This is a genomic window from Polaromonas sp. P1_H6 (assembly GCF_056405195.1).
In genome coordinates this window covers 1-21,317 of the sequence record NZ_JBFUCN010000024.1, presented here as the reverse complement: position 1 = coordinate 21,317, position 21,317 = coordinate 1, and the positions used below count along the sequence as shown (strand labels likewise).

Annotated in this window: 20 protein-coding genes; 5 read left to right on the top strand and 15 right to left on the bottom strand. The window is 64.7% G+C overall.

Annotation, left to right across the window (positions count from 1 at the left end):
- Nucleotides 1–6: 6 nt before the first annotated feature.
- From AC1D1F_RS19300 to AC1D1F_RS19255, 10 genes are all read right to left on the bottom strand, one after another.
- The gene (locus AC1D1F_RS19300) at nucleotides 7–3,639 is read right to left on the bottom strand and encodes a hydantoinase B/oxoprolinase family protein (RefSeq protein WP_477700801.1); all 3,633 of its coding nucleotides are present in this window, start codon (nucleotides 3,637–3,639) and stop codon (nucleotides 7–9) included.
- Nucleotides 3,640–3,687: 48 nt separating this feature from the next.
- A complete protein-coding gene (locus AC1D1F_RS19295; RefSeq protein WP_477679024.1) occupies nucleotides 3,688–4,251 on the bottom strand; it encodes a nuclear transport factor 2 family protein in 564 nt (187 codons plus the stop codon).
- Nucleotides 4,252–4,263: 12 nt separating this feature from the next.
- Nucleotides 4,264–5,226 (bottom strand): TRAP transporter substrate-binding protein, encoded by a 963-nt coding sequence (locus AC1D1F_RS19290; RefSeq protein ID WP_477679023.1) that lies wholly within the window; start codon nucleotides 5,224–5,226, stop codon nucleotides 4,264–4,266.
- Between the two features lie 50 nt (nucleotides 5,227–5,276).
- On the bottom strand, nucleotides 5,277–6,044 hold the full coding sequence (locus AC1D1F_RS19285; protein ID WP_477697252.1) for a putative hydro-lyase: 768 nt from the start codon (nucleotides 6,042–6,044) through the stop codon (nucleotides 5,277–5,279).
- Nucleotides 6,045–6,092: 48 nt separating this feature from the next.
- The gene (locus AC1D1F_RS19280) at nucleotides 6,093–6,797 is read right to left on the bottom strand and encodes an ABC transporter ATP-binding protein (RefSeq protein ID WP_477681254.1); all 705 of its coding nucleotides are present in this window, start codon (nucleotides 6,795–6,797) and stop codon (nucleotides 6,093–6,095) included.
- Between the two features lie 2 nt (nucleotides 6,798–6,799).
- On the bottom strand, nucleotides 6,800–7,510 hold the full coding sequence (locus AC1D1F_RS19275) for an ABC transporter ATP-binding protein (protein ID WP_477653574.1): 711 nt from the start codon (nucleotides 7,508–7,510) through the stop codon (nucleotides 6,800–6,802).
- A complete protein-coding gene (locus AC1D1F_RS19270; RefSeq protein ID WP_477678326.1) occupies nucleotides 7,507–8,523 on the bottom strand; it encodes a branched-chain amino acid ABC transporter permease in 1,017 nt (338 codons plus the stop codon). Before AC1D1F_RS19270 ends, AC1D1F_RS19275 begins: the two co-directional genes overlap by 4 nt.
- Before the next feature lie 5 nt (nucleotides 8,524–8,528).
- On the bottom strand, nucleotides 8,529–9,395 hold the full coding sequence (locus tag AC1D1F_RS19265; RefSeq protein ID WP_477653572.1) for a branched-chain amino acid ABC transporter permease: 867 nt from the start codon (nucleotides 9,393–9,395) through the stop codon (nucleotides 8,529–8,531).
- 35 nt (nucleotides 9,396–9,430) lie between these two features.
- A complete protein-coding gene (locus AC1D1F_RS19260) occupies nucleotides 9,431–10,696 on the bottom strand; it encodes an ABC transporter substrate-binding protein (RefSeq protein ID WP_477697251.1) in 1,266 nt (421 codons plus the stop codon).
- Between the two features lie 121 nt (nucleotides 10,697–10,817).
- A complete protein-coding gene (locus AC1D1F_RS19255; protein ID WP_477697250.1) occupies nucleotides 10,818–11,768 on the bottom strand; it encodes a LysR family transcriptional regulator in 951 nt (316 codons plus the stop codon).
- A gap of 120 nt (nucleotides 11,769–11,888) precedes the next feature.
- Between AC1D1F_RS19255 and AC1D1F_RS19250 the strand changes: the two genes are divergently transcribed.
- Genes AC1D1F_RS19250 through AC1D1F_RS19240 form a run of 3 tightly spaced genes read left to right on the top strand, consistent with a single transcriptional unit; the run spans nucleotide 11,889 to nucleotide 14,703 of the window.
- Nucleotides 11,889–12,872: a TRAP transporter substrate-binding protein gene (locus tag AC1D1F_RS19250; protein WP_477697249.1), complete on the top strand. Its 984-nt coding sequence runs from the start codon at nucleotides 11,889–11,891 to the stop codon at nucleotides 12,870–12,872.
- Nucleotides 12,873–12,874: 2 nt separating this feature from the next.
- Nucleotides 12,875–13,384, top strand: coding sequence for a TRAP transporter small permease (locus AC1D1F_RS19245; RefSeq protein WP_477697248.1), 510 nt, complete (start codon nucleotides 12,875–12,877; stop codon nucleotides 13,382–13,384).
- Between the two features lie 23 nt (nucleotides 13,385–13,407).
- Complete coding sequence (locus AC1D1F_RS19240) at nucleotides 13,408–14,703, top strand: TRAP transporter large permease (RefSeq protein ID WP_477697247.1); 1,296 nt, start codon at nucleotides 13,408–13,410, stop codon at nucleotides 14,701–14,703.
- Between the two features lie 24 nt (nucleotides 14,704–14,727).
- Here AC1D1F_RS19240 and AC1D1F_RS19235 read toward each other — a convergent pair whose 3' ends face one another.
- Nucleotides 14,728–15,441, bottom strand: coding sequence for an aspartate/glutamate racemase family protein (locus tag AC1D1F_RS19235; RefSeq protein WP_477678320.1), 714 nt, complete (start codon nucleotides 15,439–15,441; stop codon nucleotides 14,728–14,730).
- 53 nt (nucleotides 15,442–15,494) lie between these two features.
- On the opposite strand from AC1D1F_RS19235, the gene crcB reads away from it, so the two are divergent.
- Together crcB and AC1D1F_RS19225 are read left to right on the top strand one after the other, a co-directional pair.
- Nucleotides 15,495–15,881, top strand: coding sequence for a fluoride efflux transporter CrcB (gene crcB, locus AC1D1F_RS19230; protein WP_477678319.1), 387 nt, complete (start codon nucleotides 15,495–15,497; stop codon nucleotides 15,879–15,881).
- 90 nt (nucleotides 15,882–15,971) lie between these two features.
- Nucleotides 15,972–17,132: a helix-turn-helix domain-containing protein gene (locus AC1D1F_RS19225; protein ID WP_477678318.1), complete on the top strand. Its 1,161-nt coding sequence runs from the start codon at nucleotides 15,972–15,974 to the stop codon at nucleotides 17,130–17,132.
- 9 nt (nucleotides 17,133–17,141) lie between these two features.
- On the opposite strand, the gene AC1D1F_RS19220 is transcribed toward AC1D1F_RS19225, so the two are convergent.
- The 4 genes from AC1D1F_RS19220 to AC1D1F_RS19205 all read right to left on the bottom strand — a co-directional run bounded on the left by AC1D1F_RS19220 (nucleotide 17,142) and on the right by AC1D1F_RS19205 (nucleotide 21,106).
- Nucleotides 17,142–17,630 (bottom strand): copper chaperone PCu(A)C, encoded by a 489-nt coding sequence (locus tag AC1D1F_RS19220; RefSeq protein ID WP_477678317.1) that lies wholly within the window; start codon nucleotides 17,628–17,630, stop codon nucleotides 17,142–17,144.
- 60 nt (nucleotides 17,631–17,690) lie between these two features.
- Nucleotides 17,691–18,269, bottom strand: a complete 579-nt coding sequence (locus AC1D1F_RS19215) for a YcnI family copper-binding membrane protein (RefSeq protein WP_477678316.1) — start codon at nucleotides 18,267–18,269, stop codon at nucleotides 17,691–17,693.
- A gap of 38 nt (nucleotides 18,270–18,307) precedes the next feature.
- A complete protein-coding gene (locus tag AC1D1F_RS19210; protein ID WP_477678315.1) occupies nucleotides 18,308–20,647 on the bottom strand; it encodes a TonB-dependent receptor in 2,340 nt (779 codons plus the stop codon).
- 78 nt (nucleotides 20,648–20,725) lie between these two features.
- Entirely contained in the window at nucleotides 20,726–21,106 is a 381-nt protein-coding gene (locus AC1D1F_RS19205; protein WP_477678314.1) for a DUF2946 family protein, read from the bottom strand.
- Nucleotides 21,107–21,317 lie beyond the last annotated feature (211 nt).

Below are 21,317 nucleotides of genomic sequence, written 5' to 3'. Positions count from 1 at the left end.
CAACACTCAGGCTTTGCCGAAACCTCCGCCGCCCGGGGTATGAATCTCAAACACATCGCCGGGTTGCATGTCCGCCTGGCCTATGTGGTCCAGCGCCTCAACCTGCCCTTGTGCACGCACCACGAGATTGCGCCCGACCTGGCCCGGCTCGCCGCCGGCCATGCCGAAGGCGCCGTGCTTGCGGCCGTTGGACAGAATGCTGGCCGTCATGGCCTCCAGGAAGCGCACGCGCCGCACGCCGCCGTTGCCGCCATGCCAGCGGCCCGCGCCGCCGGAGTTTTCACGGATCTCATAGCTCTCCAGCCGCACCGGGAAGCGGAACTCCAGCACCTCGGGGTCGGTCAGCCGTGAATTGGTCATATGGGTCTGGACCACGCTGGTGCCGTCAAAGCCCGACACCAGCTTGCCGGATTCGTCGAGCTTGCCGCCCGCACCCGAGCCACCCGAGATGGTTTCGTAATACTGGTGGCGCGCATTGCCGAAGGTGAAGTTGTTCATGGTGCACTGGCTGGCCGCCATTACGCCCAGCGCGCCGTAGAGCGCGTTGGTGATGCAAGTGGAGGTCTCCACATTTCCCGCCACCACCGAGGCCGGCGGGTTCGGGTTGAGCATGGACCCCGCCGGGATGATGACCCTCAGCGGCTTCAGGCAACCGGCGTTCAGCGGGATGTCGTCGTCCACCAGCGTGCGAAACACATACAGCACCGCCGCCATGCAGACCGCCGTCGGCGCATTGAAGTTGTTGCTCTGCTGCGCCGAAGTGCCGGTGAAATCGATCTCGGCGTTGCGGCCTTTGGCATTGACGCGGATCGCCACCTTGATCTGCGCACCGTTGTCCAGCGGCAGCGTGAACTCGCCATCCTTGAGGCGCGTGATCACACGGCGAACCGACTCTTCCGCGTTGTCCTGCACATGGCGCATATAGGCCAGCACCACCTCCAGGCTGAAGGTGTCGACCATCTTGCGAAGTTCCTGCACGCCTTTTTCATTGGCGGCGATCTGCGCCTTGAGGTCGGCCATGTTCTGCTGTGGATTGCGGCTGGGGTACTTGCCGCTCTTGAGCAGCGCGATCATCTCGGCCTCGCGCAACACGCCGCGCTCAACGAGCTTGACGTTGTTGATCTGCACGCCCTCCTCCTCGATCAGCGTCGAGAACGGCGGCATGGAGCCCGGCGTGGTGCCGCCAATATCCGCATGGTGACCGCGCGAGCCCACATAAAACGTCGGCTGCGTGGCCGTGCCCAAATAGACCGGCGTGATGACCGTGATGTCGGGCAGGTGCGTACCGCCGTGGTAGGGGTCGTTCAGCACATACACGTCGCCCGGCTGCATGCTGCCTGCGTTCTCGCGGATCACCGTCTTGATGCTCTCGCCCATGGAGCCCAGGTGCACCGGCATGTGCGGCGCGTTGGCGATCAGGTTGCCTTCGGTGTCGAACAGCGCGCAGCTGAAGTCCAGGCGCTCCTTGATGTTCACCGAGTAGGCGGTGTTCTGCAGCTGCAGGCCCATCTGCTCGGCGATGTTCATGAAGAGGTTGTTGAAGACTTCCAGCAGCACCGGGTCCACCGTGGTGCCGGCCGCGAAGGTGATGGCGCGCTCGGCTCGGCGGTCGAGCACCAGGTGGTCCAGCGCCGTCAGCGCCGCTTCCCAGCCGGGCTCGACCACCGTGGTGGCGTTTTTCTCGGCAATGATGGCCGGGCCCGAAATGATGTCGCCGGGCCGCAGGTCCTCGCGCACCACCAGGGCCGCGTCGTGCCACTGCCCGCCCGAATACATGCGCACGGTTTCGCGGCGAGGCACTTCGCGCGGCTCATGCGTGGCATGGCGCGGCTCGGCGGGCGCGTCGCCGGCCACCACGGCCTCGACGGACACCGCCTCCACCACCAGGCCCTTGCCCTGCATCAAAAAGGCGAAGCGCTGGCGGTAGGCGGCCTCAAAGCCGGCCGCTATCTGGTCCAGCGTGCCGAAAGGAACAATCAGCGCGGAGTCGCTGCCCTCGTAGCGCACGTGCACGCGGCGGTGCGTGGTGATGCTTCCGGTGCTGACCTGCTGGCGCTGCAGCTCGGTCTCGGCATGGGCAGCCAGCTCCTCGAGCTTGCCGGCGATTTCGGGCAGCGCGGCGCCGGACAGCTTGAGTTCCACCGCCTGCTCGCGTATCACGTTCTGGTCGGCCAGGCCCATGCCGTAGGCGCTCAGCACGCCGGCCAGCGGGTGCACAAAGACTTTGGTCATGCCCAGCGCGTCGGCCACCAGGCAGGCATGCTGGCCGCCCGCGCCGCCGAAGCATTGCAGCGTGTAGCGCGTCACGTCGTAGCCGCGCGCCACCGAGATCTTCTTGATGGCGTTGGCCATCTGCTGCACCGCGATGTTGATAAAGCCCTCAGCCACCACCTCGGCGCTGCGGCCGGTCTGGCCGGCCAGTTCGTTGAACTGGGCCTCGACGGCCTCATAGCTCAGTGGCTCGTCGGCATTGGGGCCGAACACCTTGGGGAAGTAGCGCGGCTGGACCTTGCCGACCATCACGTTGGCGTCGGTCACCGCGAGGCGCCCGCCGCGCCGGTAGCTGGCCGGGCCGGGGTTGGCGCCCGCGCTCTGCGGCCCCACGCGGAAGCGTTCACCGTCGAACTTCAGGATGGAGCCACCGCCTGCCGCCACGGTGTGGATGCTCATCATGGGCGCGCGCATGCGCACGCCGGCCACCTGGGTCTCGAACTCGCGCTCGAACTCCCCGGCGTAATGCGAGACGTCGGTGGAAGTGCCGCCCATGTCGAAACCTATGACCTTGGCATGGCCGGCAATCGCCGCCGTGCGGGCCATGCCCACAATGCCGCCGGCCGGGCCGCTCAGGATGGCGTCCTTGCCCTGGAACACATGCGCGTCGGTCAGGCCGCCCGAAGACTGCATGAAAAACAGGCGCACGCCCGGCATCTCGCTGGCGACCTGCTCCACATAACGGCGCAGAATGGGCGAGAGGTAGGCATCGACCACAGTGGTGTCGCCGCGGCTCACGAACTTCATCATCGGGCTGGTTTCATGCGAGGTGCTGATCTGCGTGAAACCCACCTCGGCCGCGATGCGTTTGGCGGCTTTTTCGTGTTCGGTAAAGCGGTAGCCGTGCATGAACACGATGGCCAGGCTGCGCAAGCCTTTTTCGTAGTGCGCCAGCAGTTCTTTTTTCAGCAGGGCCTCGTCCAGCGCCTGCAGCACCTCGCCCTGCGCGCCCACGCGCTCCTGGGCCTCGACCACAGCGCTGTAAAGCAGCTCGGGCAGCACGATGTGGCGGTCAAACAGCCGCGGACGGTTCTGGTAGGCGATGCGCAGCGCATCGCGAAAGCCGCGCGTGGTGACCAGCAGCGTGGGCTCGCCCTTGCGCTCGAGCAGCGCATTGGTCGCCACGGTCGTGCCCATCTTCACGCAGTCGACCACGTCGGCGCGTATCGGCTCGCCGGCCTTGAGGCCCAGCAGGTGGCGTATGCCGGCCACGGCCGCATCGCGGTATTGTTCGGGGTTTTCCGACAGCAGCTTGTGCGTGACCAGTGAACCGTCGGGCTTCTTCGCCACGATGTCGGTGAAGGTACCGCCGCGGTCTATCCAGAATTGCCAACGGTCGCCGCCCGGTTTGGAAGTGGTGTCTTGCATGGTTTTTGTGATTTCAGAGTTAACGTGTTTTTGCGGATGTCCAGGACTTCAGGATCTGGCGGCCGAAAAACCGGCCGGCTGTTCCCTGCCAATGTACCCAAGTACCGGCGCCAGTTGCCGGATCTCCGGCGCGCTTTGCAGAGCGGCCCCGGCCGGGCACCAGGGATAGGGAAGGCCGGCTGCCCAGCCCATGACCTCGTCCGCGTGCGAGGCCGGCAGGGTCTGCATGGCCTCTATGGTGATCGAAAGGCTTTCCGCCAGGCATGAGGGCGGCGAAAAACACCAATCGTAACGGCCGCAGCCAACCCGCACAGCGCGGCTGTCCTTTTCCGTCATGGCCACCAGCCAGTCGCAGCGAAACACCTCCGCCTTGCCCTCCGGCGGGGAAGCCAGGCAGAAAGTGTAGACATTCTCATAGGCCTGCCCGAAACGGCGCACCAGCACCTCGGCAACCGCCTCCCGCCCCCTGGACACAGGCGGGAACGAAATCGCGCTGGTATGGACGGTCATCTGCAGCAAGGCATCGTCCGTAAAGGCCCGGGCCAGCAGATGGGGGCGGTTGCCGTCCTTGGCATGAAGGTAGGCGGTGATCGCGCCGGAAGGTGTTTTCATAGGTGTACCGCCTTATTGCGGCATGTAGTAGGGCACAAAAATGTCATTGGCCTCATTGCCCACGGAGCGTATCCACTCGCGCGAGAACTTCTCGCCCATGCGCTTGATCTCCTGGTCCAGTTCGGGCGGGATGCGCTCTATCTTCACGCCGTTGGCGCGCAGGTCCTCCGTGGCGCTGGCGGCCAGTGCCTGGCTGGCCAGCCAGCCGCGGACTTCCGCCTCGCCCGCCGCCTTGAGCACGGCGGCGCGCGCCTCGGGCTTCAGCGCCTCAAAGGCCTTGCTGTTCACAAACACCGCATTTTTCGGGAACCAGGCGTTGATCTCGTAGTAATACTTGATCGGGCCCCACACCTTGTTCTCCACGCCGGTCAGCGCCGAGGTGATCATGTTGTCCATACGGCCTTCGGCCAGCGCCTTGCCCACATCGACCATGGCCACATCCACCGGTTTGGCACCCAGCATCTCGGCGATGCGCAGGGTGGTCTGGTTGTAGGTGCGCATCTGGGTGCCGCGAAAGTCCGCCGGGCCCCGCACCGGTTTGTTAGAGTGCAGGCCTTGCGGCGGCCACGGCACGGCGTAAAGAAGCTTCATGCCGCGCTCGTTGAAATGCTTCTCCAGGCCGGGCCGCTGCAGCTTCCAGAGACGATGCGCGTCCTTGTAGGAAGTGACGACGAAAGGAATGGAGTCCGCGCCGGCCAGCGGGATGTCCTTCACCATGCTGGACATGATGGTCTCGCCAGCCTCGGTTTTGCCCTGCTGCACCGCCGGGCTGATGTCGCCCAGCTTGAACATCGTGTTATTGGGATGCACTTCGATCAACAACTGGCCGGCCGTGGCCTTTTCCACTTCGCGTGCAAACTGGTAGATGTTCTGCGTATGGAAGGACTCCGCCCGGTAGCCCGTGGCCAGCTTCCAGGCTGTCTGGGCGTGCGCTGCCCCCGCCGCGACGAGCGCGGCTATCAAAATTGCTTTCATGGAGAACTCCTTGGGAGTTGAGGATCAGCCCGGCGGCGGGTGCATGGAACTCACCCTTTCAGGTCGGTCACAAACATCTTGCCCGGCGCATGGGTGATGCACATCGACAAACGGCTTTTCTGGGCAACCCACTGCGGCGTGACACCGCAACCCCAGAACACCGGGACTTCGTCGTCCCTGATATCGACCGCATCACCGTAATCCGGGCGCGACAGGTCGGTGATACCGATGGCCTCCGGATTGCCGATGTGAACGGGCGCACCATGCGCGACGTCAAACCGGCCAGAAATCTCCACCACCTTCGCCACGTCGCGGCTTTTGATGGGCCGCATGGTGACGACCATTTCGCCGCTGAACACGCCGGCGGGCTGGCACTGGAGGCTGGTGCGGAACATAGCGACATTGCGGCCCTGCTCAACGTGCCTCAGGGGAATGCCCGCCTGCATGACGGCGGCCTCGAAAGAAAAGCTGCAGCCGATCAGGAAAGCCACATAGTCGTCCCGCCAGATCGAGCGGATCTCGCCGCGCTCTTCCACAAATTCGCCGTCGCGGTAAACGCGGTAACCCGGGATGTCGGTCGTGATGTCCGCGCCGGGCGCGCACAGGGGCTCCGTGGCGCCGGCTTTCAGCACCTCCACCAGCGGGCAGGGCTTGGGATTGCGCTGGCAAAACAGCAGGAAGTCAAAAGCCTGGGCCTGCGGCACGATCATGAGGTTGGCCTGGATATGGCCGTCGGCGTGCCCCGCGGTGGGCAAGGAAAACTCGCCGCGGCGGCTGGCCATGCGGAGGTCGGCGGGACGGTCGAAAATCTTGTTCATGGTGTTGAGGTAAAGCGTGATGGCAATAAATGGGTGGCCAGGTCGGATTTAAAGACCCAGGTAAGCCTTCTTGATGCTGTCGTCATTGAGCAGGTCCCGCCCGCTGCCCTGCATCACGATGCGGCCGGTCTGGATGACATAACCGTAATGCGCGATGTTCAGGGCCTTTTGCAGGTTCTGCTCCACCAGCAAAATCGACACGCCGGTGGCGTTGACCTGCTGTATCACTTCCAGCACCTTGGTGACGAATTTGGGCGCGATGCCCCAGGACGGTTCGTCCAGCATCAACAGCTTGGGCCGTGCCATCAGGCCGCGGGCAATCGCCAGCATCTGCTGCTCGCCCCCGCTCATGGTGCCGGCCAGCTGCGCGGCGCGCTCCTTGAGGATGGGAAACAGTTCCAGCATCTCGGCGATGCCGCGCGCGACTTCGTGCCTGTCCATGCGCGTGAAGGCACCCAGCTCGAGGTTGCGCAGCACCGTCAGCCGCGGAAACAGGCGCCGGCCCTCGGGCACCAGCGACAGGCCCAGCGGAACGCGCTTGTGCGCCGGCATGCGCTGGATGTCCGCGCCGTTGAAACTGATGCTGCCGGCTGCGGCCGCATTGAGGCCCGCCACGGCGCGCAAGGTGGTGGATTTGCCGTTGCCGTTGCCGCCCACCAGCGCCACGATCTTTCCGGGCTCGACCTTCAGGCTGACGTCGGAAATCGCCAGCACGTCGTCGTAGCAGACCTTGAGGTTTTTGATCTCCAGCATCTTCAGTCCCCCAGGTAAGCGGTAATGACAACGGGGTCGCTGGAGACCTCTTTCGGCGTGCCTTCGGCAATCTTCACGCCGCGGTCCAGCACCACGATCTTGTCGGCGATCGGCATGATGCCTTCCAGCACGTGTTCGACGATCAGGCAGGAAATTCCCCTGTCGCGGATCTTCAGCACCACGTCGACCGCTTCGCGGACTTCCGACGGGTTGAGGCCCGCCATGACTTCATCCATCAGCAGGATGCGAGGCTGTATGGCCAGCGCCCGCGCCACAGCCAGGCGCCGCTGCTCGCTGATGGTCATGCTGGCGGCGGGGCGGTCGGCAAAGCGTTCAAGCCCGGCAAAAGCCAGCCATTCCATGGCCGCCTTGCGGGCCTTGGCCACGTTGTGCTGCAGCAGCATGGCCGCTGTCATCACGTTCTCGCAGGCCGTCATGCTCGAGAAAGTACGCGCGATCTGGAAGGTGCGCGCCACGCCGGCCCGGGCGCAGGCCTCGGGCGGCAGGCCGGCGATGTTGCGCCCGCCCAGCAATATGCTGCCCGCGGTCGGCGCGAAATAGCCCGCCACGCAGTTGAACATCGTGGTCTTGCCCGCGCCGTTGGGGCCTATCAACCCGACGACCTGGCCGGTCTCCACGCTGAAGCTGACGTCCTGGTTGGCCGTCAGCCCGCCGAACTGCTTGCTGACCTGTTTGACTTCCAGCAGCTTCATGAGGCCTCCTTGCCCAGGGTTTGCACCGCGGCCTGCGGCGCGGCCATCTGGCGCCCGGCATGGGCGCGCGCCTCGCGGCGCTCGCGAAAGCTGCGCAGCCAGCCCATCAGACCCGTGGGGTAGAACACCGCGATCACGATGATCAGGCCCGCATAAATGATGACGTCGGTGCCGCGCCCGGTTCCGCCGAAAGCGATGCGCGTGAACTCCTCGATGCTGGTCAGCACCACGGCGCCCACCACCGGCCCGAACAGCGTGCCGACGCCGCCCAGAATGGACACCAGCGCCATCTTGATCGAAAGAGCCGTCGACAGCACCGAGTTCGGGTCGATGTACAGCTCCTTCTGCGCGTACAGGCTGCCGCCCACCGCGGTGAAGAAGGCGCTGACCGACAACGCCACCTGCTTGTAGCGCGCGATGTTGACGCCTATGCTGCGCGCCGCATCGGGCTCGTCCTTGATGGCGCGGAAGTAGTAGCCCAGGTAGCTGCGCTCTATCCACCAGTTGGCGGCCAGCGTGAGGGCCAACAGGCCCAGCGCCAGCCAGTAATACGGCAGCTTGGTGGCGAAGTTCATCCACAGCCAGCCTTGCCGGTCCATGGGCACATAGAGGCCCACCGCGGCGCCGCCGTACTCCCACTCGGTGAAGAATATCTGCACCAGCTCGGCCACCGCGATGGTCGCCATCGCGAAGTAGTGGCCCTTGAGCCGGAAGCAGGACCAACCGAAACCCAGGCTCAGCAGTGCGGCGATAAAGCCGCCGGCCAGCACGCCTATCCAGGGGTTCACGCCGAACTTCACCAGCAGCAAGGTCGAGGCATAAGCGCCCAGGCCGTAAAAAGCCGCATGGCCCAGCGACACCTGGCCGGCGTAGCCGCCCACCATGTTCCAGGCGACGCCCAGTTGCGCCGCCATCAGCACCAGGATGGCCATGTTGAGGTGCGAGGCGTCCGTCACGGCGGGGACGGCCAGGGCAATCGCCAGGGCGGCCAAGGCAAAAATAGAGTGTTTCATAACGCTCACGCCTTGCCCATCAGGCCCTGCGGCCGGAACATCAGCACGCCGAGGAACAGCACCAGCACGATGGCCGTCTTGTACTGCGGCCCGAGCAGCAGGCCGCCCATGACCTCGATCACGCCGACCAGGATGCCGGCCCAGAAAGCGCCCGAGACGCTGCCGAAGCCGCCCAGGTTGACCACCACGAAGGCCAGCAGGATGAAATTGGCACCGACATCCGGAAAGATCGGGAAGAAGGTCGACAGCAGCACCCCGGCCGCGCCGGCGCAGGCCGCGCCTATGCCCCAGGCCAGCGAGAACATCTTGTGCGAATCAATGCCCATGAGGCGCGCGGCTTCCTTGTCGGAGGCGGTGGCTTCCAGGGCCGCGCCCAGCCGGGTCTTGTTCAGGAAAAAGTAGATCAGGCCGGTGACCACGATGGCCCCCACGCCGGCCACCAGCTGCGGCTTGCCCAGCTGTATGCCCAGCAGCTTGACGGTGCCGCTGACGGCCGAGTTCTCGATGGAGCGGAAGTCCGGCTTCCAGAGGAACTGGGCCACGCCGCGCAGCAGGATCATGATGCCGAAGGTGGTAAAGATCTGCGACAGCATGGGTGCGTTGATGATGCGCACGATCACCAGTTTGTAGAGCAGCACGCCGAAGGCGAACAGCATGAGGACCGTCAGCGGCAGCGTGATCATGGGGTCCAGCGCATACAGGGCGAACAGCCAGAAGGCCGAGTACATGCCCAGCATCAAAAACTCCCCGTGCGCGAAGTTCACGATGTCCATGACGCCGAAAATCATGGTCAGGCCGATAGCCACCAGCGCGTAGATCAGCCCGATCAGGATGCCGGAGGCCAGCGTCTGAAGCAATATTTCCGTGGTCATGGTTGTCTCTTGGCTTTTAAGTCAAAGTCCGCGGCTTACTTGCGCTGGTCCCACTTGGGCATAGGCCAGGTCACTTCACGGGACGCCATGTCGAAAGGCCAGACCGTGTTGTACTTGCCGCCCACGATCTGCACCAGGATGCCCTGGCCCAGGGTGTTCTGGCCGGTGGCGTCGAACTTCACGCCTTTCCACGGCATGATCAGCTTGCTGCCAGGCATGTCGGTGGCGGCCAGCGCCTTGCGAATGGCCTCGGGCTCGGTGGAGCCCGCGCGGTTGATGGCGTCCGCCATCACCATCAGGCCGGTGAAGGTGCGCGAGGAATTACCGGTGAAGTTGATCTTGTAACGGCTGTTGAAGAGATCGTTGACCTGCTTGATCAACGGGTTGCGGTTGGCCAGGTCCAGTGCCCAGACTTCACGCGTGATGATGTAGTCGGCGTCCTTGCCCAGCGTCTTGATGAAGTCGGTGTCGGTGAAGCCCGCGTTGTTGGCCAGGATCATGTCCGGCGAGAAACCCAGCTCCTTGTAGGTCTTGATCGACAGGATGGCATCGGCCGTATACGAGGACTGCAGCACCAGGTTGGGGTTGGCGGCCTTGAGCGTCTGCACTTCGGAAGTCAACTGCGTCGTCTTGGCCGGGTACATCACCTGCTTGACCAGGTTCTGCTTGAACTCGGGCGCCAGTTTGGTCTGCAGCTTGGTGGTTTCCGTGCCCCACAAGCCGTTTTCATTGAGGCTGGCGACCACGCCCGCCTTGATGCCTTTTTTGGCTTCGAGTTCTTTCAGGAAATCGAAGGCGTTGTGCACAAACAGGTCGTCGTGCGGCGTGGTGCGGAAGAACCACTTGAAGTTGCGCTGCGTGAGCGAAGCCGACGAGGATTCCGGGTTCAGGAAGGGAATGCCGGCGCGCTCGGCGATCTGGCTGGCCGTGGCCGTCACGGCGCTGTTGTAGGCACCCACGAGTGCCACGACTTTTTCCTGCGTGATCAGGCGCTCGGCCTCGGTCGCGCCGGTTTGCGGGTTGGCCTGGTGGTCGGCGAAGACCAGCTTGATCTTCGCGCCTTTCAGGTTGGGCAGGCCCTTGCCGGCGGACAGCGGCAGTTCGGACACACCGGGTGCGCCGTTGTTGATGATGTCGGCGGCGAGCTCCAGCGCGCTGCGCAACTCGGCACCCACCGAGGCGCCGGGGCCGGTCAGCGGATACAGCACGCCGATCCTGATCTCCTGCTGCGCATGCGCAAGCAGGCAAAAACCCGCGCCGGCCAGTACCGCGGCCACTCGGGCCCACCATGACTTCTTCATTTCGCACTCCTCGTAAAAACATGACAGTTGGATGACATGTGACGGAGTGTGCGATTTGCAAATGACGAAATCAAACAAGAAATATTTTGCTTACGTCATCGATTTTTTTGATGATCAGGATTTACCCTGATGCACCTTTTTTGGCGGTTTTCAGAGCTTTGGCGGCCGGTTTGCGGGCTGTTTTGGTGCCGCCCTCGCCTTCCCCCGCGAACTCCACGGCCGACCTGACCACCGTTTCCACGGTCGACGAGGTCGGGTCCGTGCGGTAACTGGCATGGATGGGCAAGGCCTTGAGTTTCTTGTCGCAGGTCAGCAATTTGAGACTGGCAAAGCCCGTCAGCCGCTGCACCGCCGCGCGCGGCAGCAAGGCCACGCCGAAGCCGCCCTGCACCAGCTGGACCATGGCCGAGATCGACGAAATCGCGTGCACCTTTTTGGGCTCCATGCGGTTCTGCTTGAAGAGGTCCAGCAGGGTGACGTGCGGCTGCGAGCCCTTCTGGAAGGTCAGCAACTCCATCTCCGCGAGTTCGTCGAGCCGGTAATTTCTTTTTTTGTGCAGTGCCGGATTGCCCACAAACGCCATGTCCATGGGCGGCAGGGCCTGGTTGCGCACGCCGTCGGCCGAGGCCGGCAACACCGCGAACACCAGGTCCAGCGTGCCGCGCTGTACCTGGTCCATCAGGATGGGCGTGGTTTCCACCGTGAGTTCCAGCTCCAGTCCCGGATGGTCGACCCGCAGTTTTTCGAGCCAGGGAATCAGCCAGGAATGCAGCACCGACTCGATCGCCCCTATGCGCATGGACACCGCCATGGGCGCGCCCGAGCCCATCTCCTGCTTGACCTCGCGCTGCAGGTCCAGCAGCTTCTGCGCATAGACCAGGAAGCGCGCGCCCGCCACCGTGAGCTTGAACTGCTTGCCTGCCCGGTCCAGCAGCAGGACGCCCAGTTCGTCTTCGAGCGTGGCGATGCGGCTGGACATGGCCGACTGCGTGAGGTAGAGCTTGTCGGCGGCGCGCGAGATGCTTTTGAGCGAGGCCACCCAGTAAAAAGCTTCGACAAAGCGCAGGTTCATGGCGGGGCCTCAGGGTCGCGAAACGGGTGGGGGCCGGTTTTCGGGGTATGCCCGGTGAACTGGCGCGGGATTTGCGTCTATCCTATTACGACTTATCAATTTCCTGCCCTGGAGCTTTTCATGAAATTCAGAATCACCCTGACGGCCGCCGCCCTCGCCTTCGGCGCCAACGCTTTTGCCCAGACCAAGTGGGACCTTCCCGCCGCCTACCCGGCCAGCAACTTCCACACGGAAAACCTGACGCAATTCGCCGCCGACGTCGACAAGGCCAGCGGCGGCAAGCTCAAGATCACGGTGCATGCCAACGCCTCGCTGTTCAAGGCCAACGAGATCAAGCGCGCGGTGCAGGGCGGCCAGGCCCAGATCGGCGAAATCCTGCTGGTCAACTTCGAGAACGAAAACGCGATATTCGGCGCGGACGGCCTGCCCTTCGTGGCCTCCAGCTATGCCTCGGCGCACAAGCTGGCCGAAGCGCAAAAGCCGGCACTGGAAAAGCTGCTGGGCACGCAAGGCATGAAGCTGCTCTACACGGTGGCCTGGCCGCCCCAGGGCATTTACGTCAACAAGGAAATCACCGCCGTTGCCGACATGAAGGGCCTGAAATGGCGCGCCTACAGCCCAGCCACCAGCAAGATCGCCGAACTGGTGGGCGCACAACCCGTGACGGTGCAGGCGGCGGAACTGAGCCAGGCCATGGCGACGGGCGTCGTCAACAGCTACATGAGCTCCGGATCGACCGGCTACGACACCAAGACCTATGAAAGCATCAAGTACTGGTACGACGTGCAGGCCTGGCTGCCCAAGAATGCCGTCATCGTCAACAAAAAATCCTTTGACGCGCTGGACGCGCCCACCCAGGCCGCCGTCCTGAAGGCTGCCGCGGACGCCGAAACCCGCGGCTGGAAAATCAGTGAGGAGAAAAACGACTTCTACAAAAAAGCGCTGGCCGAAAAAGGCATGAAGATCATGACCCCCTCGCCCAAGCTGGTGGCCGACCTGCGCCAGGTGGGCGGCATCATGAAAGCCGACTGGACCAAGCGCGCCGGCCCCGAGGGTGAAGCGATGCTGTCCGCCTTCGACAAATCCAACACGGTGAAGAAATAAACATGCGCCGCATGCTCGATGCGCTGTACGACGGCGCGGCATGGCTGGGGGCGCTGTTCATGGTCGGCACGCTGCTGTCGGTGCTGGCCGGCGTGCTGGACCGCCAGTTCGCATGGTCCCTGCGCGGGACCGACATGTATGCGGGCTACTGCATGGCCGCCAGCGGCTTCCTCGCGCTGGCCCATACCCTCAAGAAGGGTGAGCACATCCGTGTCACGCTGATCCTCAATGGGCTGAAAGGCTCGGCCCGGCGCGCGCTGGAAATCTGGGCCCTGGCCGCGGCTACCGCGCTTTCCATGCTGTTTGCCTGGTACAGCGTCATGCTGTCGGTCAACTCCTATGCCTTCCACGACATCTCCACCGGAAACGACGCCACGCCACTTTGGATTCCGCAGATCACCATGGGCGTGGGCGCGGTCATCCTGATGATCGCCTTCATCGACGAGCTGGTGCTGGAGATCCGGGGTCGGCGTACCCAGGCAGGCAGCGATGAAGCGCTGCACCACGAATAAATAAAGAAAAACAAAGAACCTTCATGTCCGATCTCGCCATCACCTCGCTGCTGATTCTTTCGCTTTTCCTGATCCTGGGCTCCGGCGTCTGGATTGGCCTCACGCTCTCGGGCGTCGCCTGGATAGGCATGCAGCTGTTCTCTTCACGCGCCGCCGGAGACGCCATGGCAGTCACCATCTGGGGATCCTCCTCCAGCTGGACGCTGACGGCCCTGCCGCTGTTTGTATGGATGGGGGAAATCCTGTTCCGCACCAAGCTCAGCGAAAGCATGTTCAAGGGCCTCGCGCCCTGGGTCAGTCGCTTGCCGGGCGGCCTGCTGCATACCAACGTCATCGGCTGTACCATCTTTGCGGCGGTCTCGGGCTCCTCGGCGGCGACCTGCGCCACCATTGGCAAGATGACGCTGCCGGAGCTGGCCAAACGCGGCTACCCGGAAGACATCACGATAGGCTCGCTCGCGGGCGCCGGCACGCTGGGCCTGCTGATCCCGCCGTCCATCATCATGATCGTCTATGGCGTCAGCGCGGACGTGTCCATCGCCCGGCTGTTCATCGCGGGCGTTTTTCCCGGCCTGCTGCTGGCCTCGCTGTTCTCCGGCTACCTTGTCGTGTGGGCCCTGCTCAACAAAGGCAAGATCCCGCCGCCCGACGCCGCGATGAGCTTCGGTGAAAAAATCTACGAGTCGCGCCACCTGATACCGGTCGTGCTGCTGATCGGTGCCGTGCTGGGCTCCATCTATACCGGCGTGGCCACCGCGACCGAAGCCGCGGCCATCGGCGTCGTCGGCTCCCTCGTGCTGGCCGTGGTGCAGCGGTCCATGAGCTGGAGCACTTTCAAGGAATCCTTGCTGGGCGCGACGCGCCTGTATTGCATGATCGCGCTGATCCTGGCCGGCGCCGCCTTCCTGACGCTGAGCATGGGCTACATCGGCCTGCCCCGCCACTTGGCGGAATTCGTCTCAAGCCTCGGGCTGAGCCCCTTCATGCTCATCATCGTGCTGAGCATCTTCTACGTCGTCCTGGGCTGCTTTCTCGACGGCATTTCGATGGTGGTGCTGACCATGGGCGTCATCCTTCCCACGGTGCAGGCGGCCGGGCTGGACCTGATCTGGTTCGGCATCTTCATCGTCATCGTGGTCGAGATGGCGCAGATCACTCCCCCCGTAGGCTTCAACCTGTTTGTGCTCCAGGGCATGACCAAAAAAGAAATCACCTATATCGCGCGGGTCACCTTGCCGTTTTTCTTCCTGATGTGCGGCATGGTGCTGCTGCTCTGGTTTTTCCCGCAGATCGCCACCTGGCTGCCGGGCAAGATGTAAGGGCCGGCGATAGGCCGTGGCGGCCTATCGCCACGGACGCAACAGCCTCTCGTCATCCGTCAGCGCCCAGGTCTTCAGGCCTGTGGCCGCTTCAATCGCCTGCCGGTAAGGCGGCAGGTTGGTGCATTCCAGCACCACGACCTGCAGCGAAGGCTCGCGCTGCCTGAGCGCCATCGCCGCATCCACCACATCCCGGCGGGCTTTTTCCATATCCAGGCTGTCACGGTTGCCAAGGATGGCCGTCACAAACTCCCCGGTGGGCTCCACGCCCTGAACCACCACATCACCCAGGCGGTCTGACGGCACGCCGGCCGCAAGCAAATGGTCGGGACCCAGCGCGGCCGCGCTGATGGTCAGCACGCCGACCTTGGGCTGCTGCGCCAGCAATCCCGGCAGTTGCAGCAGGCTGGAAGTGATCACGGGCACCCGGGCGGCGGCCTGCAGTTCGGCCTGCAACAGCACCAGGAAGCCGCAGCTCGTGGTGATGGCGCGCGCGCCCTCTGCCTCCAGCGCCTGCACCGCGTGGACAAAGGCCGGCGCCACGCCCGCGGCGCGCAAGCCCTCCGCCGTCTGCACAATCGTGCCGGGCCAGGCGCCCCGCACCACGCGCTGGCGCACCGGCACGCCAAAGGCATCGGGATGGCCCACGTCGCCGGGCGGCCTGGGGAAACGCGTATCGAGCATGACCACGCCCAGGAAGCCGGTCTCGCCGGAGGAGGATGCAGCGGTTAAAGTCATGGCTGCATTGTCCCGCCAAAGCCAGCCCACCTCCTTCACCTCCCACATACGCCATGCTGACTGTCCTTGCCATCTCCATAGGCGCCTCGCTGGGTGCGCTGGCCCGCTGGAGCCTGAGCCTCTGGCTCACGCCCGGCGGCATCATTCCCTGGGGCACGCTGGCCGCCAACCTGATAGGCGGCTACCTGATAGGTGTCTGCATCGCGGCCTTCCAGGCCATGCCGCACCTGGACCCGGTCTGGCGCCTGGCGCTGGTGACCGGCTTCCTGGGCGGGCTGACCACCTTTTCCTCGTTTTCGGCCGAGGTCGTGATCTTCCTGATGGACGCGCGTTACGGCCTGGCGGCCCTCACGGCCACGGTGCACGTGCTGGGTTCGCTGCTGATGACGGTGGCGGGCCTGAAGTCCGCGATGTTCCTGATCGCCGCCAACGCGCGCTGATCTCTCCGTGAACCCCGGCCTTTGCCACAGCGGCGCACTCAAGCAAAACCCCTGGCTACCGCAAGCCGCCGGAATTGGCCACAATCGGCCATGGCTTCCATGACCTCCCTTCATACCGCCCCCGCAATGGGCGGCCAGGACCGGCTGGCGCGCATAGGGCATGCCCGGCAGTCGGTGCTGTATGGCGAAGCCGGGGCGGATGCCACGCCGGCCCTGGAAAGCTGGATAGAGCGCTCCTGGCTGCGCTGCCTCGCCAGCGGCCAGCGCCCTGAGCAAGCCCCCTCCTTCGACATCCTGCCGGCCGCCGAAACGCGGCGCCACCAGGATGCCAACCACCAGCTGGTGCAGGCCGCCAGGCCCGCACTGGAGCGCCTGGGGCGCGCGATTGCCGACACCCGTTACTTCGCCATCCTGACCAACCAGGCCGGCGTGGTGGTCGACGTCAACGGCCCCATAGACCGCGGCGACAGCCGCGCCGACGTGATCACGCGCATAGGCACCGACCTGTCGGAAGCACGCGTGGGCACCACCGCCATAGGCGCGGCACTGACTGAACTGCAGCCGGTGTGGCTGCACCGCGGCGAGCACTTCTTCGACGCGACCTCGGTCTATAGCTGCGCCGGCGCGCCGCTGTTCGGCCCCGACGGGCACTGCGCCGGCATGCTGGACCTGACCGGCATCGAAGCCGCCGAGCGGCCCGAACTCAAGCACCTGGTCACCCAGTCCGCGCGCAGCATCGAGAACGCGCTCACGCTGGGCCGGCCCCATGCCCTGCTGATCCGGCTCAACTGGCCGGGCCGGGTGCTGGGCGACGACACCGACGGCCTGGTCTGCGTGGACGCCGACGGCTGTGTCACCGGCGCCAACCCGGCGGCGCGGCAAATGGTCTCGCGCCTGGGTGCCACGGCTGACGGCATGCCGCACTGCAGTGAGCTGTTTGCCATGCCCTTTGAAATGCTGTTTGACGCGGCGCAGCGCCGCAGCCCCGCGCAAGGCGGCGTGCTGGAGGCGCCGCTGTGGACCGGCCTTCGCCTGCATGCGCTGCCGGTGCTGGCAGGCCGGGAAGCCGCGCCCGCCTCGCTGCAATTGCCGCTTTCGGGCGACTCGGCCCGGCCGCTCAAGGAGCTGGAAACCGCGCTGATCCGCAAAGCCGTCAGCGACGCACGCGGCAATGTGCTGCAGGCCGCCAAGGCGCTGGGCGTAAGCCGGGCCACGGTGTACCGACGGCTGGGCCCGGGCAAGCGCGGCTAGGGCCAGGCCCTAGTGCTTGTGCTCTGCCGCGGCACCGGTTGCGCCCGGTGCCGCGGTGCCCACCGGCAACTTCAGCTCCAGCCGGCTTTCCACGCCCTTGGCGTCCTTGAACAGCAGGGTCACGGGAACCGTGCTGTCCTTGGCCAGCGGCGCTTTCAGGTCCATCAGCATGATGTGGTAGCCGCCGCCCTGCTTGAGCTCCACCTTTTTGCCGGCCGGCAAGTCCAGCGACGGCAGGCCGCGCATTTTCATGACGTCGCCTTCCATCTTCATTTCATGCACTTCGGCCACGCCCGCGACCGGCGACGCCACGCCGACCAGCCGGGTCGCGTCTTTGGCGGTGAGGCTCATGAAAGCACCCGTGCTCTTTTGCCCCTGCACGGTGGCGCGCGCCCAGGCGCCTTCGACCTGGACGGCGGCGGTCTGCGCCATGGCGGCCATGCCGCCCAACAGCAACGAAAACGCGAGTGCGGTTTTTGAAAATTTTGCGGATGTCATGTCAAAGTGTTCCTTCAAACGGTGAACTGGATTTAAAAGAAGAAGGCAGCCCTGGCGCGCTCAGTGGTTGTGCTCACCGCCACCGCCCGCGGCCATCAGCTCCAGCGCAGCGGCGGGGTTTTTCAGCTCCGACGGTTTCTGGCCGGGCTTGGGCACCTCCGCCCAGTCGACCCTGCCTTCTTCACAGACCTGCATGACCGGCCAGTACAGCATGCCGGCCTTGGCGGGAAGCTTGGCCTGCAGCACAAACTCGTCGTACCAGTCGTTCTGCAGGTAGTCGGCCGGCGTCTTGGCCGTCCAGCTGATGCGGGACACTTCCTCGGTGATGGCCTTTCCGTGGTCCTGCCGCGGCTGGGCCAGTTTTTCACGCGTGACTTCGAGCGTCCAGCCGGCTTTGGGCATGGGCTTGGCGCCCTGCACACCCTCGGGAATGGTGACCACGATCTGCTTGACCGGCGAGTTGCCACAACCGTGCCCGACCTTGAAGGTCCCCTTGTAATAGCTGCCGGCATTGGCCACCTGGTATTCCAGCGTGACGTGGGCGGCGGCGGGCAGCGAGGCGGCGAGGAACAGGGCACTTGCCACCCCGAAAGGGCGAGCGGAAGCGGCGATGGTTTTAAGTGTGTTCAGGTAGTTCATGGTTCATCCTTGGTGAGGGTATAAATTCAGGCGGCGGGTCAAAGGCTGAAGTTGAGTTCGGCCATCAAGGTGCGCTGCGGATAAGGGTGGAAATTCCAGTATTGGTAGTTGTTCAGGTTGTCGATGCCGACGGCCGCGCTCCACTGCTTGCCGGCCTGGTAGCGCACGCGCACATCGGTCGTGAAGTACTTGCTGGTGCCCTGATAGGCAAAACCATTGACGTCGCTGTTGTCCAGGCTGGAGTACTGCCGGCCGCTGTAGCGCGCGCCCACCGTGGCTGTCCAGGCCGCGTCGAAGCGGTAGCTGGCCAATGCCGTCGCACGCCACACCGGCACGCGCGGCTGGTATTTGCCCAGCGTATCGCCGGGCACCGCCACAAAGCCGCTGTTGTCCTTGATGCGTGAATCAGCGTACGTCACGCTGCCGCTCAGGTCCAGCCCTTTTTTCAGCACGTCGTTGCCGTTGAAGGCCAGTTCCACGCCCTGGGTCTTGATGCGCCCGACGTTCTGCACGCGGCTGATGTTGCTGTTGGCGACGGGGTCGAAGGTGGTTTGCGAATACAGCGCGTCGCGCGTGTTCTCGGTGAAGAAGGTCAGGCGCAGCAAGGCGTTGCCCAGGTCTTTTTCCGCGGTCAGTTCGGTGGTCCAGGATTTCTCGGGCCGCAAATTCGGGTCGTTGATGTACTGCGAATTGACGCTGGCCGTCGCGCCGTACAGCTCGCCCACCGTCGGGAAACGCACAGCGCGCCCGGCGGAGGCCTTGAGTGTGGTGTCGGCCGACCATTGGTAAGACAGCGCCGCTTTGGGCGATACCGCGCTCTCGCTGCGCGCCGCATAGCCAGTATTGGCCGGGTTGCCCGCGCCAAAGCTGGTGAAGCCGCCGGAGGCCGTCCAGCTCTCGAGCCGCGCGCCCAGCACGGTTTTCCACCTGGGCGCGAAGGCCCAGGCATCCTGTGCATAGACGCTGCGCAAGCGGGTCTTGCCGCCCACGTCGCTGACCACCGCGCCCGGCCCGCTATTGAGCCAGTTGGCCGCATTGGATTTGAGGATGCGCAGCGTGTAGCTGTCCTGCTGGAAACCGAAGTCCACGATGTGCGCGCCCTTGATACCGTCCGGCCGCCAGATGCCCTTGAAGGCCAGCGTGTTCCAGCCCGTGCCACCCTGGTCCTGCAGGGTGCCGGCGCCGCCGTTCAGTGCACCCGGCTGCGCGGTGGTAGCCGCGCGGACCTGGTCCTTCTGGTAGTCGTAAAGGCTGCCCGCCACCTCCCAGTCCCACACGCCTTGCGTATTGGACTTGACCGAGAGGCCATGCATCACGTGGGTCAGCACCTCGTTGCTCACACCGAAATCGCTGGCCGCCAGGGTGTAGCCCCGGCCGTCAATGCTCACATTGCCGCTGTACACCGGCGCACCCGCTGCGTTGCGCAGGTAGCTCTGCGAGCGGTTTTCCGCCGTGTTCTTCCAGTAGCCCAATGTGTAGCTGGCGCGCACCGTCGATGAAAAATCGTAGGCCACCTTGAGCTTGAGGTGCTCCTGCTCGGTCTCATACTGCGTGGCGCCGCCCAGCAACAGCCAGGGCACATTGCGCGTGTTCAGGCCAGGCACCGCGCCGCTCACCACCGTGGCGCCCGGCGCGGGAGCCGTGGTGCTCAGCGTGCGCGTGGCGAAGGTCAGCGGCTGGCCCGCGCTTTCGGTACGGTTGGCATTGATGAACCACGACCAGTCGCCGCTGCGGTTGCCCAGCGAGGCGCTGGCCTGGCTTCCGCTGAAGCTGCTGTTGGTGCCATAAAGCTTGAAGTCCTGCGTGAAACCGCTGAGCTTGGCATGCGCCTCGAACTTCGTCGGCATGCGCGTGACGTAGTCCACCACCGCACCCACCGAGTTGCCCGGATAGGCCGCCGAGAACGGGCCATACAGCACGTCGACCCGCTCGATTTCCTCGGGCGTCACCAGGCCCCAGCGCGGCGCGTAGTTGGTGCCGTTGGCAATCCCGTTGCCCAGGTAGTTGGACAGCAGGATGCCGTCGGCATATACCGCCGAACGCGCGCTGTTGCCGGTGCCCGAGGCTCGGCTGGACAGGATGGCGTGGTTGTAGTCGCCGATGTAGCGCTTGCGCACCAGCAGGCTGGGGAAGTACTTGAGCGCGTCCTCGCTGTCGGTGGCGTTGATGGTTTGCGCGATCTGCTCGCGCGTGATGCCTTCAAGCGTCGTCGGGATCTGCGTGGGCAGGGAGGTCGGCTGGCCGCTGGTGACGGTGACCACGCCCAGGGATTTTGCCGGCGCGTCGGCCTGCGGCGCCTGCGCGAAAGCCGCCAGGGGGAAGGCCAGCGCGGTGGCGCCGCGCCAGGCAAGTGCGCACGGTGTGCGGGAAAGGTTCATGAAAACTCACACTCTGAAATGAACGGACGCGCAGCAGCAAGGCCGCGCGCGGGAATGCCTCAGGCGAGGCGGTTCAAATCAGAGTGCGGGAGGCCCGCGGCTGAAGGGCAGCCCGGGGACAGCGGCGCCGGCACTTGCCGGGACGTCCGCCACGGCAACAAAATCGCCGGAAAAACACGGAGCGGCGGCCACCGGCAAAGGCGGCAGCACCAGGCCCGGCGAAGCGCAGAGGTCGCAGCGCAGGCCCATGGAGCCCGCGTCGCCGCCGGCGGCATCACCGCTCGCATTGGATGAAACGGTGTTAATGCTGCAGATGCCGCCCAGCTTGCCGGTCTGCACGTCCTGGGCCAGCATGGACACCGGTGCCCACAGCGCCGACAACACCGCCAGGAAGGCCAGCCAGGTGGCTAGGCGTTCCCATACTGGGAGGGGTTGGCGGGGGGCTGGGTGGTAGGGCACGGGGGGATTATAAGTTGCCGGTTCTTGCGCCGGCTTGCGCGCCCCTGCCCTCTGCTAAGTCCTGCTGGCCGGGAGTCGCCCGGCATGCGACTCACTTTTTTTGCTTCGCCAAAAAAAGTAAGCAAAAAAAGGCGACCCGCAGTCTGGGTCCCTACGCTTCGCTTCGGGCAACCTGCGGTGCTCGACTACGGCGGGGTCTCGCGCAAACTCG